Origin of the sequence: Leifsonia aquatica H1aii (assembly GCF_000633535.1) — a bacterium.
Taxonomy (GTDB): domain Bacteria; phylum Actinomycetota; class Actinomycetes; order Actinomycetales; family Microbacteriaceae; genus Leifsonia; species Leifsonia aquatica_A.
On sequence record NZ_AYMR01000042.1, the window covers coordinates 1 to 13,007 of the forward strand.

Below are 13,007 nucleotides of genomic sequence, written 5' to 3' on the forward strand. Positions count from 1 at the left end.
GGGCTTCGTCGTGCGTGACGTGGTCCGGGTCAGTCCGCGACCGGGGCGGCGTGGAGGCCGTGCGGCGGCTCCTCGCCCTCGGCCAGATCGGTGGCGGGGGGCACGTCGGCGGCGTGCGATCCGTGCACCACCGCGTCGACGGGAACCGGAGCGGCGTGCGAACCGTGCGCGCCGACCTCGGCGGGAACGCCCGCAGGAGCACCAGTACCGGCACCGGCACCGGCACCGGCGGCGGCAGCGGCAGCGGCCGCCGCATCCGCGCGCGGGCCCCAGGCCGGCGGCTTCGGCTTCGCCCACCACACCACGATCAGGGCGCCGAGGAGCGCGACGGCCGCGGGCAGCAGCAGCGCCTCCGACATCGCCTGCGTGAAGCCGGCGTGCAGGAAGGTCGGGAGTTCGGTGCCCGCTGCGGCCTCGCTCGGCGATGCGCCGCCCGGAGCCTTCGGCAGGTCGACCGCGAGGCGGCTCGAGATGAGGGCGGCGATGGAGGCGCTTCCCAGCACCGCGCCGACCTGGCGGGTGGTATTGAACACGCCGGAACCGGCGCCCGCCTGGTTCATCGGGAGGTTGCGGGTCGCAGTGGTGGAGATCGGGCCCCACACGCCGGACATCGCGATGCCCAGCAGGGCGCTCGGGGCGAGCAGCCACCAGATCGACACGTCGGGCGTGAGCAGGCGGGAGTACCAGAACAGCGAGATCGCGAACAGCAGCAGGCCGGTCGTCGCGAAGTACCGCGGGTTGATCCGGTCGATCAGCTTGCCGACGAAGGGCGCCAGGACGCCGGAGAAGATCGCCATCGGGGCGAGCATCAGGGCGGACTGGGTGGGGGTGAGGGCGCGCACCGTCTGGAAGTAGAACACGAGCGGCAGAGCCATGCAGGTGACGGCGAAACCGACGGCCGTGATCGCGCCGTTCGAGAGCGAGAAGTTGCGGTCGCGGAACAGTGCGAGGGGGAGCAGGGGCTCCTTCTTGTTGAACGCCTGCCAGACCACGAACGCGATCAGGACCACGATGCCCGAGATGATGAGGCCCCAGACCGTGATCGGTCCGGTGATGGTCCCCCAGTCGTAGGTGCCGCCCTCCTGGATGCCGAAGACGAGCAGGAACATGCCGACCGCGCTGAGGATGACACCGAGGATGTCGAAGCTGTGCGTGTGCGTCGGCAGCTTGGGCACGAGCCGGGCCGCGAGGATGAACGCGACCACACCCACGGGGACGTTGATGAAGAAGATCCACTCCCAGCCGAGGCCGTCGACGAGCACGCCGCCGAGGAGCGGGCCGATCAGGGTGGCGACACCGGCGACGGCGCCCCAGAGCCCCATCGCCGCACCGCGGCGGTCGGGCGGGAAGATGCGAGTGATGACGGCCATCGTCTGCGGGGTCATCAGCGCGGCGCCGAGACCCTGCACGACACGGGCGGTGATGAGCATCCCGATGCCGCCACCGGGCATCACACCGGAGAAGCCGCACCAGGCCGAGGCGAGGGTGAAGATCACGAGGCCGACCAGGTAGAGGTTCTTCGGGCCGAACCGGTCACCGAGGCGACCGGTGATGAGCAGGGGGACGGCGTAGGCCAGGAGGTAGGCGCTGGTCACCCAGATGACCGCGTTGTAGTCGGTGCCGAGGTCGAGGCCCTTCATGATCGCCGGGTTGGCGACCGACACGATGGTCGTGTCGATGAGGATCATGAAGAACCCGATCACCAGTGCCCACAGTGCGGGCCACGGCTTCAGTTCTTTTTCCATGGGAGTCTTTCTCTTGTCAGTGCTGCTTCACCTCGTCCCAGGAGATCTCTCCTGAGACGAGGTCGTCGATGAGGGCCTGGAGGGTGGCCGCGTCGGCCTCCGCCATCGCGCGCAGGTAGCGCACGTCCATCCAGTACCGGGCAGGCAGGCCCTTGGCCGTGACCTTGCGGATCGCCTCGTCCAGGGCCGAGATGTCGTCCTGGATGAGCGAGATGCGCTGCCGCAGCAGCGCGACGACCGTCTCGGCCGGGAGGTTGTTCGACTCCCCCAGCCCGACGGGGAACTCGGGGTACTCGTTGACCGGTGTGCCGATGATGTCGGCGATCCGCTCGCGGAGGGCCTCCGTGCCCGGGACGGTGATCTCGTAGGTGGTGCGCTCGGGCCGGTTGCCCTCGCGCTCGGTCCCGGTCGCCCGCACGTAGCCCTGCCGGGCGAGGCGGTCGACCGTGTGGTACAGCGATCCGGGGCGCACCTTGACCAGCCGGTCCTCCGAGCGCAGCACGAGGGTCTGGTACATCTCGTACGGGTGCGTCGGCCCCTCGGCGAGCAGCGCGAGCGCCGCCACGGCGAGCGGGGTGAGGGAGGGGGTGGGTGTCATGTGGATGTTTCCGGATCGATTGTTCCTTGGTGATTATTCCGTGTGGAATAGTACGCGCCGGATCATCGAGGTGTCAAGGCTCGGCCGGCCCTGCCGCCGGAGCGGTCCCGGATCGGTCGAGCCTCCCCAGCGGCACGATGAACGCGCCCGCTGCGGCGACCACCCCGACCACCAGGAGAGCACTCCCCGTGCCCGAGGCGTCGATGGCGGCGCCCGCGAGCGCGGACGCGACCGACGCCCCCAGGTTGACCGCGGTGTTGATCCAGCTCGATGCCTCGGTACGGCCCTCGGCCGGCACCACCGCGTCGGCGACCAGGTAGCCGGTGATCAGCGATGGAGCCAGGAAGACCCCGAGCACGACCAGCCCCACCGCGAACAGCGGCACGGACCCGAGGGCCGACACCGCGACGGAGGTTGCGCCGATCCCGAGGCAGAGCACGAGCAGCCGTCGGCCGAGCGGCGCCCGCCAGCGCAGGTGCCCGTAGACGACGCCGCCGCACGCGCTCCCGGCTGCGAAGGCCGCGAGCAGCCAGCCGGCCGCCGCCGGCGCGTCCTGCTCCGCGGCGAGGGCGGGCGCCGCGATCTCCACGACGCCGAGCACCGCGCCGACGCCCGTCAGCACGATCAGCACGCGCACGAACCCCGGCACCGCGAGGGGGCGGGAGCGGTGCTCCCGCGCGAGGGGTGCCGCTCCGGCCTGCGCGGCCGACGCGCCGCTCGTGATCATCCCCCCGGTGCCGACGACCACGACGACCGCGGTGACGATGAGCCCGACGCTCGGCGACGCGGCCACGATGATCGCCGTGATCGCGACGGGACCGCCGACGAAGAGCAGCTCCTCGGCCACGGCGTCGAGGCTGAAGGCCTTCTCGCGCTGCGGCCCCGGCTCCGTGAGCGAGCTCCACACGACTCGCATGGCCGCACCGAGGGGCGGCGCCGAGACGCCCACCACGGCGGCGAGCGCGAGGAGCCATCCGACCGCTGCGGAGGGTGTCGCCGCGACGAGACCGAGGGCGACGAAGCCGGCGGCCTGCACCAGGGCGAGGAGCCCGAGCGCCCGCCGCTGCCCCCAGCGATCGACGGCCCGGGCGCGCCAGGGCGCGACGATGAAGTTGGCGATGCCGAACGCCGCGGACGCCAGTCCGGCGACGGCGAACGAGCCGGTGCTGGACTGCACCGCGAGCAGGACGGCGAGGCCCGCCATGGCGAGGGAGGACCGGCCGATCAGGGCCGGGAGGAAGGCGCGCACGGCGCCGGGGATGCGAAGAGAGGCGAACACGGGATGCTCCGAAGGATTCTGACGGTGGAGGAAGGGATCCGGAGGGTCGTTCGAGAGACCCTCGACGGATGGAGACCTGCGCAGGTGGGACGCAGGACCGTCAGATGAACATCACGATGTGAAGCACGTCGAGAACCTATCAGACCGTGACGATCAGGTCCCCTGGCCGCTGTTCAGCGCCAGCAGCTGCTCGGTGAACAGACGCGCGCCGCCCTGAGCGGGATGCCGGATCGCCGGAGCGTCGATCCCCGTCGCGGCGAGCGCGCCCTGCGCCTTGCGGCCGACGGCCACGACGGTCCGGATGCCGAGCACGCGGATGAGCTCCAGGCCGACCGGCGCGCCCGCGCGCACCTCCGCCGGGCGCGGGGTGCGGTTCGTGCGCGGATCGCCGGCGACGAAGGGATGGTGCGGGTACACCGGCCAGGAGAGCGGGAGCGGACCCTCCCATCGGCGGAAGGCCGCCCACACGTCGCGACTGGACGCCTCCCACGGCGCCTGCGGCTCGGCCGGGAGTTCGAGTCCGGCCAGGTCGGGCACCACCGCGGCCCGCACCTCACGGACGGATTTGAACGGGACTCCGGTGATGGTCATCCCGCGCCACCCCGGAGCCTCGCCGAGCAGCAGCACCGGTGCGTGCGGCATCGCGAGGTAGCGGCGCAGGTTGCGCTCCCGCCGCCGGCCCTCCGGGTCGTCGCCGTAGAGGGCCTCGGCGTCCGCCGGAACGGGCACCGCGGCCAGCATCCGGAAGAACGGGGCGAAGGGATCGTCGCTCATGCGTCCACGATGCCATCCGGCGGCGGCCGTGTCAGCGCCTCGCCGCCGTCGGTCGTGTCAGCGCGTCGTGCGCGGCGTCGCCCGCTCAGTGCGCGGCGTCGTCCGCCTTGCGTGACATCCGGTCGATCGCGGCCAAGGCGACCGCGGAGAGGATGAAGACGCAGTGGATGATCACCTGCCACAGCACCCCCTGCGGGGTATAGGAGTCGCCGGTGACGTTCTTCGCTCCGGGGGCGCCCAGGTCGCCCACCTCGATGAACGTCTTCAGCAGGTGGATCGAGGAGATGCCGATGATCGCCATCGCCAGCTTGACCTTGAGCACGTTGGCGTTGACGTGCGACAGCCACTCCGGCTGATCGGGGTGGCCGTCGGTGTTGACCCGCGAGACGAAGGTCTCGTAGCCGCCGATGATCACCATGATGAGCAGGTTCGCGATCATCACGACGTCGATGAGGCCGAGGACGGCGAGCATGACGGCCGCCTCGTCGATGTCGCCGGAGATCACGACCTTCTCGGCGAGATGCCACAGCTCGACGATGAACACCCAGACGTAGATCACCTGGGCCACGATCAGCCCGAGATAGAGCGGCGCCTGCAGCCAGCGGCTGAAGAAGATGAGCGAGCCGATGGCGCGGCTCGCCGGCCCGGGCCGTCGGTGCTGCGACGGCGCGGGCGGGTGCGGGGGCGCCGGCGGCTCCCCCTCGGAGTCGGTGGTGCGGGGACGGGTGGTCGGGTCGGTGATCTCGATCACGGGGTTCCTCACGGGGTTCGGGAGCTCGATCCTAAAGAACCGAACATGTGAGAACGCTCAGGATCGGGATGCCCGCCTCAGGGCCGCACACCCACCCGCGGATACCCGGTGGCCGCGAGCGCCGCATCCACCTCCGCCAAGGGGAACACGACCCCGACCTGCTCGGCGAACGGGTAGTTGCGTCCCCCGTCGGCCAGGAATCGCACGGCCTGCTCCAGGTGCCGCGGCGCGTAGTTGTGCACGCCGCGGATGGTGAGGAGGCGACGCACCAGCTGCTCCGGCGAGACCGCGAGATCGGGTCCAGGGAACACCGAGCCGACGAGGACGAGCACTCCGCCCACGTCCACCACCGAGAGCAGGGATCGCACCGCGGCCGCCGTCCCGGAGAGCTCCAGGGCGATCGTGGGGGCGGCCGCACGTCCGCCGGCCTTGGCGAGCGCCGTCGCGATCCCCGTCGGGGCATCGGCGGCCGCGCGCGGATCGACGACCGCGGCCGCCCCGAAGGCGAGGGCCGCGTCCCGCCGCTCGGGCACCGGATCGCTCACCACGACGCGGGCGCCCGCCTCGGTCGCCATCGCCGCGGCGGTGAGGCCCAGCATCCCGGCACCGGCGATGAGGACGAGCGCGCCGTCGAGGGGGACGATCTCGGACGCGGCCTCGAGGGCGGCGGCCACCGTGGCGGTGGAGCAGGACGCCGGGGCGAGCACGGCGGCGGGCAGGTCGTCGGGCGCGGCGACGATCGGCGTCCCGTCGAGGATGTGCGTGTGGGTGGCGAACCCGCCGGACAGCTCCCAGCCGCGGCGCATGCGCTCGTGGCCGTACTTCTGCAGGGTGAGGCACTTCTGCGGGAGGCCACGACGGCAACGCGCGCAGCGGCCGCACGGCACCGCGACCGACCAGACCACGCGCTCGCCGAGCGACACACGGTGGCCGTCCGTCGTCTTCGCTCCGCCACGGCCGAGCGCGATCACGCGGCCGACCTGCTCGTGGCCGAGCACCAGAGGCGTCGGCGCCGAACGGTGGCCCAGCACGGTGTGCACATCCGAGCCGCAGACGGTGGCCAGCTCGACCTCGACCAGCACGTCGCCCGGCGCCAGGCGCACGCCGGGGACCGCGACGGCCTCGTGCCGATGCCCCTCCCCCGGCCACACCATCGCGGTCGCCGACGGGTAGACGCTGACCCCCATCCCCAGGCTCGCCGGCGGGGCGACGACGCGCGGAGTCACAGCTTTGATCGTCACCGGCGGCCAGGCCCCTCGGCGGCGGCGAGCGCGGAGCCGGACGCGTCGGCGTCGTCGGCGTCCGCGGCGTCATCCGCGTCGTCGTCGTCCAGTTCGTCCTCGTCGTCGAAGTCGGCCAGATCGTCGTCCTCGTCGTCGAACGCCGCGTCCTCGTCCTCGAAACCGAGCAGCTCGGCGAGGTCGGCGACGCCGTCGACGACCGCGTCCGCACCTGCATCGAAGAACGCGCGTTCGTCGTCCGTTCCGCTCAGAACGCCGACGACGAGGCCCGCCCCGGCGGCGATGCCGGATGCGATATCGCTCGCGCTGCCCCCGACGACCACCATCCCCTCGACCGTGGTCGCCCCCGTGCGCAGCAGCGCCGTCAGCGGCTGGTCGGGGAACGGACGCCCCCGGCCCGCTTCGTCGGCGCTGACCGTCGTGTCGGCGAGGTCTCCCCAGCCGAGCGCGGCGATCACGAGGTCGAGGGCCGACCGCGAGAGACCGCTGGTGAGGGCGACAGCGACACCGGCGTCACGGAGCAGCCGGATGAGCTCCTCCGCCCCCGGAGCCGCGTGCACGCCGTCGGCGGCGACGAGTTCTGCGAACGCGGACTCGAAGAGGGCGCCGGCGTGCTGGGCGTGGTCGTCGTCGTCGGTGAGCCCCTCGAAGACGGCCGAGGCAGGGCGCCCCATCGTCTGGCGCGCGGAGGCCAGCGCACGGTCGTGCTCCTCGGCGGTGCCGGCCAGGCGGGCGCCCTCCACGGCCCGCGCGAAGGCGCGCTCGACCAGGCCGTCGTCGATGACGGTCGTGCCGAACAGGTCGAGGACCACCAGCTCGAGGTCGGCGAGCTCGTCGTCATCCTCCGGTTCGATGATGGCCGTGTCGTCGAACTCGCTGGTGATGCGGCCGTCGGGGGTCATGGTGGTGCCTCTCTCGTTCTCGTGCGGGCGTCAGTGAGCGCGGCCGCCGGCGGTCGCCAGCACGCCGGGGGCGGAGGCGAAGAGCTCGTCGACCACACGGTCGGCCAGCCCGAGCCCGGTGGTCATCCCGATGCCGGTCATCACCGAAACGACGCGCACGTCGGGCTGCGGGGCAGCGACCAGGAACTCGTCGGGGGCGGAGGCGTAGACGCCCTGCCAGCGTTCGCGGACCCGCAGCCGGTCGACTCCGAACAGCGCACGGGCGCGCTCGAGCAGCAGCTCGAACGCCTCCTCCGGCTGGAACGGCACCGCGTCCGGGCCGAGACGGTGCGTGTCGCCGATCAGCAGCGACCCGTCGGGGCGTTGCGTGTACATCTGGTTGACGTCGAGTGCGGCGAGGGCGGGATGCTCGGCCGCCAGGCGCTCGCGAAGGGCGTCGGCACTCGGTGTGCGGGCGAACCCGGGGTAGCGGATCAGCGACCAGCCCGTCAACAGCGGGGCGGCGAGCGGACGATCGAGCTCGGCTTCTACCAGCATCATGTCGAGGCTGCAGCGCACGATCCCGTGCGCCTCGGCGACGCCGGGGAACAGCTGCTCGACATCGTGGTTGACGGCGACGACGACGGCGTCGGCCGCCAAGCGCCCGCGGGAGGTGTGCACCGTGCCGGTCTGCACGCCGCCGACCGCGGTCTGCCAGTAGAAGTCGACGCCGTGCGCCTCGAGCCAGCGGACGATCGCGGGCGCCGCCTCGCGCGGATCCACCTGCAGGTCCGCGGGGAGGAACGCGCCGCCGACCGCGACGCCGTCGGCCACCGGGATGCGCTCGCGCACCTCGGCGGGGGTGAGCATGCGCACCTGGCGACCGCCGCGCTGCTCGCGGAACTCTTCGAGCACCGCGATCTCGTCGGGCGCCTGCGCGACGACCACCGTGCCGGACTCGCGGAGCCAGAATCCCGCCTCCGGGGCGAGCGTGAGCCAGAGCTCACGGGCCAGTTCGGCATACGCCCGGGCCTCGCCGTCCTGCCCGGTCACGCAGAGATGGCCGAAGTTGCGCACGGAGGCGCCGTACGGCCCCGAGGCGCGATCGACGACGGCGACGGTCAGCCCGCGGCGCAAGGCCGCGACGGCGTGACCGAGACCGACGATGCCGCTGCCGACGATCGCCAGATCGTAGTGCCTGCCCATTGCGCGCCTCCTGTAGCGCACACGCTAGGCGGCGGGGACGACGGCGGCGCGACGGCCGGGTAACCGGCAGGTGAACGACGGACGGGCGGCGCGGGTCGAGCGGGGCGGCCCGAGCGGCCACGAGGGTCCCGACGGCGCGCTCCGCCTCAGGACCCGCCGACTCGGACGGACGTGTCGGCGAGCACCCCGTGACGGTCGCCGGAAACCAGAACGGCGCCCACCCGGTGCTCGCCGGGCACAGCCGCGATCACGGTGAAGCCGTAACCCGCGCCGTCCAGTGTGAGGCGCCGGCCCGTCGCCTGCCCGTCGAGCCACACCTCGACCGTCGACCCGGGGTCTCCTCGCACCACGAGGACCGCCACGTGCGGTGCACCGATCGCCAGCACCACAGGAGCGCTCGCGGTTCCGGTGACCGCCGCCGAGGGCGCGGAGACGTTCCCGGCCGGATCGGTCTGGCGTGCGCCGAGCGCGTACGACGGGGAGGCCAGGATCAGCTCGCCGGTGCTCCACACGCCGGCGGCGTCCGCGGTCACCGTTGCGAGTTCGCGGTCCCCGTCCGAGACCACGACGACCGCGCCGGGCTCGGCCGTGCCGGAGACGATCGGCGCCATCCTCCCGGCGAGGTCGCCCGTCCCGGTGTCGACGGAGGCGATCACCGGTGGGAGTGCCGTGCGATCGATCACGAGACCGAGCGTGGTGGGTGTGGAGCTGCCGTCCGCAGTGGTCTGCACGAGCGCCATCGTCCACGGCCCGTCCGTCAGGGCGTGGAGGTCGGCGGAGAGCCTCCACGCGCCCGTCGCGTCGACGACGGCGGTCCCGAGCGCTGGCGCGGAGGCGGTGGCGGCCGTGCCGTCCGGCCCTGCCGCCGGCCGCGCGGTGACGGTCACCGTCGCCCCAGGGACCCCGGTGCCCGCTATGTCGACGGCCAGTGCGGCGGTGGCGTGCGCGGCGTCCCAGGGAGAGGTGACGACGGGAGCGGCCGGTGGCCGGGGCTCCACCGGGGCCGACGGATCGGTGGGAGTGGTCGGCGCCGTGGGATCCGTCGGGCCGGTCGGCGCCGTCGGTCTACTCGGCGCGACCGGAGCACTCGTCGCGCCCGGGGCGCTCGGCGCGGCCGGGTCCGTCGAGATCGTCGGATCGGTCGACGTCGGGGGAGCCGATGGTCCGGGCGGGTCCGCCGGTGACCCCGGACTGGCTCCGGGCGGAGGCTCGGCCGCCGGCGGGGCCTCTCCCGGCGTCGCAGGCACCGGGATGGCCGCGCCGGGCGCTCGCGGATGCGCGGGTGCGGCCGCGACCGGAGGCCCCGCGGGCGAGCCGCCTCCGGTGCCGGGGAACAACTGCGGGGCGAGCACGAACGTGCCCGCCACGGCGGCCGCGGCGAGAAGGGCGCCGCCGACGCTCCACGCCGCCACCGTCACGCCTCCCGCGACCGCCCCGCCCGCCGCCGTCGCACCGCCGGCGGACCCGGCCGACGAGATCGTGTCGGCCACCGACGACGGCAGCGGCGACGCGGCGGACGCCGAGGACGCCAGGGCGTTGTGACCACCCTGGATCCAGGCCGCGTAGGCGGTGGCCGCTCCGGCGCCCACCGTCAGTGGAAGCACGATCAGCGCGAGCCGCGACCCGACCTCGCGCGCCTCGCCCAGCACGATCGTGCACCGCGCGCACTCGAAGAGGTGCCGCTCGAAGCGGACCGTCTCGCGGGTGGCGAGCTTGCCACGGGTGTAGGTCCCCATGCGGTCGGTGACCCAGCGGCACTCCGACTCCGCGTCGAGGGACTGCAGATGCACCTGGATCCACGCCTGACGGAGACCCTCGCGTGCGCGGTATGCCAACGCGGAGACCCCGTTGGCCGAGAGTCCGAGCAGCGGGGCGACCTCGGCCGGCCCGAGCTGCTCGATGTCGCAGTACCAGAGCACCTCCTGCCATCGGTCGGGGAGCGAGCGGAAGGCTTGCGCCGTCAGAGACCGATCGAGGGCGTGCATCGTCGTCGACTCGGTGGTCTCCGGGTCCGGGATGGCCTCCGCGTCCTCCAGGGGCGACTCCTTGCGATCGCGTCCCCACGACGCGGCCAGGTTGCGGATCGTCGTGAACAGGTACGGCCGGAATCCGAGCTGGGGGCCCTTGCCGTCCCGGACCGCTTGGAAGATCTTGGTGAACGCTTCGGCGACCAGATCTTCTGGGTCGAGGCTCGAACTCGCCGACCGCGCCACCGCCAGGCCGGCGCGGGAGTGCCGGCGCCACAGCTCGGCGTAGGCGGCCTCCTCGCCGGCGCGCGAGCGCTCGACCAGATCGTTGTCGGAGAGCCCGTCGACGGCGGGAGGCTCGGGAGTGCGCCGGCGCAGGGAGAGGCGCTTCGGCTGCGCGTCGCGAGGGGTCATGGCAGAGCTCATTCGGGAAGGGTGCGTCGGGCGGGCACGGCAGGGCGCCGTCGCTCGGGGCGGCCCGGCCAGGGCGGGCCGGGATCGCGACGGCCAGCAGGAGGCCGCATCGAAGAGACGCCGGAGGCGGCGATTCATGACGCGGTTCCGGCGAGGTCGTCACGGGACGTTCCGCGCTCGCGCATCCCCGTTGCGCTTTCGTGACGATCGGCGCAGAATCGCAGCATGAGTGTGGACGGGAACACCCGCGACTTCGAGCCCGACATCGTCACCGACTTCCGCGAGCGGATGTCGTACGGCTCCTACCTCGACCTCGACACGCTCCTCAGCGCGCAGCATCCGGTCAGCACGCCCGAGCACCACGACGAACTGCTGTTCATCGTGCAGCACCAGACGACCGAGCTCTGGCTCAAACTCGTGCTCCACGAGCTGGAATCGGCCTGCGACCTGCTGCGCGCCGACCGGCTCGCGCCGGCGCTCAAAGGGATCGCCCGGGTGAAGCACATCCAGAAGACGCTCACCGAGCAGTGGTCGGTGCTCGCCACCCTCACCCCCACCGAGTACGCGCAGTTCCGCGGCTTCCTCGGCAACTCGTCCGGGTTCCAGTCGTACCAGTACCGCGCGGTCGAGTTCGTGCTCGGCAACAAGAACAGCCGCATGCTCAGCGTGTTCCAGAACGACCCTGCCGCGCACGACCTGCTCGCCGGCCTGCTCGCCGAGCCGAGCGTCTACGACGAGTTCCTCCGCTACCTCGCCCGCGCCGGCCACCCCGTGCCGCACACGGTGCTGGACCGCGACGTGACCCAGGCCCACGTCTTCACACCGGAGCTGGTGCCGGTGTTCCGCGACATCTACGAGACCGCCGACGAGCACTGGGCGGAGTACGAGGCCTGCGAGGAGTTCGTCGACCTCGAGGACAACTTCCAGCTGTGGCGCTTCCGTCATCTCAAGACGGTGCAGCGCACCATCGGCATGAAGGTCGGCACCGGGGGCTCGTCCGGAGTGTCCTTCCTGCAGAAGGCGCTCGAGCTGACGTTCTTCCCCGAGCTCTTCGCGGTCCGCACCGAGATCGGCCGTCCGCAGTGACGACGGTCGCGTTCGACGCGGTCTGGACCGGCGACGGCTTCCGCTGCGCTCCGTCCTTCCGCATCGACGGCGATCTCCTGCGTCCCGCGCGCGACGACTCCCGACACGCGCTCCGGGTGGGCGGCACCCTCTTCCCGAGGCTGACCGATCATCACGTGCACCTCGGACTCATCGATGCGACCACCCTGGTCGCCGGTGGAATCACCCACGTGATCGACCTCGGCTGGACGCCTGCGGTCGCCGCCGGCTGGCTGGCCGACGACCCGAGCCGTCCGAGCACGGCGATCGCCGGTGCCCTCCTCACCGCCCCGGGCGGCTACCCCAGCCGCTCCGGCTGGGCGCCGCGCGATGCCGCGCGCGAGGTCGGCGGCGCCCGGGACGGACGGGCGGCGGTGCGGGAACAGGTCATGGCAGGAGCCTCCTGCATCAAGGTCGCCCTCAACAGCGACGCCGGGCAAACGGTGGATGACGTCACTCTGCGCGCGATTGTGGAGGAAGCGGCGCGCGCCGGTCTTCCCGTGGTGGTGCACGCCCAAGGAGTCGGACAAGTGGAGCGGGCAGTCCGTGTCGGCGTCGACCGGCTCGCCCACGCGCCGTTCTCCGAGCGGGTGCCCGATGCCGTGATCGCCGACGCCGTCCGTTCCGGGATGAGCTGGATCTCGACCCTCGACATCCATGGCTGGGGCACCCCGTCCCGCGCCCATGGAACTGCCGTCGACAATCTGCGGCGGTTCCACACCGCCGGGGGCCGGGTGCTCTACGGCACCGACCTCGGAAACGGACCGCTCCCGCTCGGGCCCAATGCGCGGGAGCTCGCGGCCCTGCTGGAGGCGGAGCTCGATGCGACGACTGTGCTGCGCGCAATCGCCGGCGCTCCGGGCGACGACCACCTCCTGCGCGGAGCACCGATCGGACCGCTGTTCGCCTGGGTGCCGGAGTCCCCACCCGTGGACCCGTCGCTCCTGCCGGAATGGCTCGCGACTGCGCGCGGGCTCCGCACCCCCTCCCTCGACCAGCCCCTCCCCACCGAAGGAATGCGCCCATGACCGACACCCCGCCCCGGCC

At 72.7% G+C, this 13,007-nt stretch carries 11 protein-coding genes; 2 read left to right on the forward strand and 9 right to left on the reverse strand.

The window, feature by feature from the left end; all coding sequences use genetic code 11:
- Positions 1 to 29: 29 nt before the first annotated feature.
- From U870_RS0121145 to U870_RS23395, 9 genes are all read right to left on the reverse strand, one after another.
- Positions 30 to 1,745: a DHA2 family efflux MFS transporter permease subunit gene (locus tag U870_RS0121145; protein WP_025159343.1), complete on the reverse strand. Its 1,716-nt coding sequence runs from the start codon at positions 1,743 to 1,745 to the stop codon at positions 30 to 32.
- A 16-nt stretch (positions 1,746 to 1,761) separates the two neighbouring features.
- The gene (locus U870_RS0121150; RefSeq protein WP_025159344.1) at positions 1,762 to 2,343 is read right to left on the reverse strand and encodes a PadR family transcriptional regulator; all 582 of its coding nucleotides are present in this window, start codon (positions 2,341 to 2,343) and stop codon (positions 1,762 to 1,764) included.
- A 73-nt stretch (positions 2,344 to 2,416) separates the two neighbouring features.
- Positions 2,417 to 3,622 carry an MFS transporter gene (locus tag U870_RS0121155; protein WP_025159345.1) on the reverse strand — a complete coding sequence of 402 codons (1,206 nt, stop codon included), beginning with the start codon at positions 3,620 to 3,622 and terminating at the stop codon, positions 2,417 to 2,419.
- Positions 3,623 to 3,775: 153 nt separating this feature from the next.
- The gene (locus U870_RS0121160; RefSeq protein ID WP_025159346.1) at positions 3,776 to 4,396 is read right to left on the reverse strand and encodes a uracil-DNA glycosylase; all 621 of its coding nucleotides are present in this window, start codon (positions 4,394 to 4,396) and stop codon (positions 3,776 to 3,778) included.
- Positions 4,397 to 4,481: 85 nt separating this feature from the next.
- Positions 4,482 to 5,147, reverse strand: coding sequence for a TIGR00645 family protein (locus tag U870_RS0121165; protein WP_025159347.1), 666 nt, complete (start codon positions 5,145 to 5,147; stop codon positions 4,482 to 4,484).
- A 77-nt stretch (positions 5,148 to 5,224) separates the two neighbouring features.
- Entirely contained in the window at positions 5,225 to 6,373 is a 1,149-nt protein-coding gene (locus U870_RS0121170; RefSeq protein ID WP_240183770.1) for an alcohol dehydrogenase catalytic domain-containing protein, read from the reverse strand.
- 11 nt (positions 6,374 to 6,384) lie between these two features.
- Positions 6,385 to 7,290, reverse strand: a complete 906-nt coding sequence (locus U870_RS0121175) for an HAD family hydrolase (RefSeq protein ID WP_025159349.1) — start codon at positions 7,288 to 7,290, stop codon at positions 6,385 to 6,387.
- Positions 7,291 to 7,320: 30 nt separating this feature from the next.
- Entirely contained in the window at positions 7,321 to 8,475 is a 1,155-nt protein-coding gene (locus U870_RS0121180) for a TIGR03364 family FAD-dependent oxidoreductase (protein WP_025159350.1), read from the reverse strand.
- A gap of 146 nt (positions 8,476 to 8,621) precedes the next feature.
- Entirely contained in the window at positions 8,622 to 10,856 is a 2,235-nt protein-coding gene (locus U870_RS23395) for a sigma-70 family RNA polymerase sigma factor (RefSeq protein WP_025159351.1), read from the reverse strand.
- Between the two features lie 225 nt (positions 10,857 to 11,081).
- Here U870_RS23395 and kynA point away from each other — a divergent pair, with 225 nt between their 5' ends.
- Both kynA and U870_RS0121195 read left to right on the forward strand, forming a co-directional pair.
- A complete protein-coding gene (gene kynA, locus U870_RS0121190; protein WP_025159352.1) occupies positions 11,082 to 11,942 on the forward strand; it encodes a tryptophan 2,3-dioxygenase in 861 nt (286 codons plus the stop codon).
- Positions 11,939 to 12,988 carry an amidohydrolase family protein gene (locus tag U870_RS0121195; protein WP_025159353.1) on the forward strand — a complete coding sequence of 350 codons (1,050 nt, stop codon included), beginning with the start codon at positions 11,939 to 11,941 and terminating at the stop codon, positions 12,986 to 12,988. The genes kynA and U870_RS0121195 overlap by 4 nt, the downstream gene beginning before the upstream one ends.
- The last annotated feature ends 19 nt before the right edge of the window (positions 12,989 to 13,007 follow it).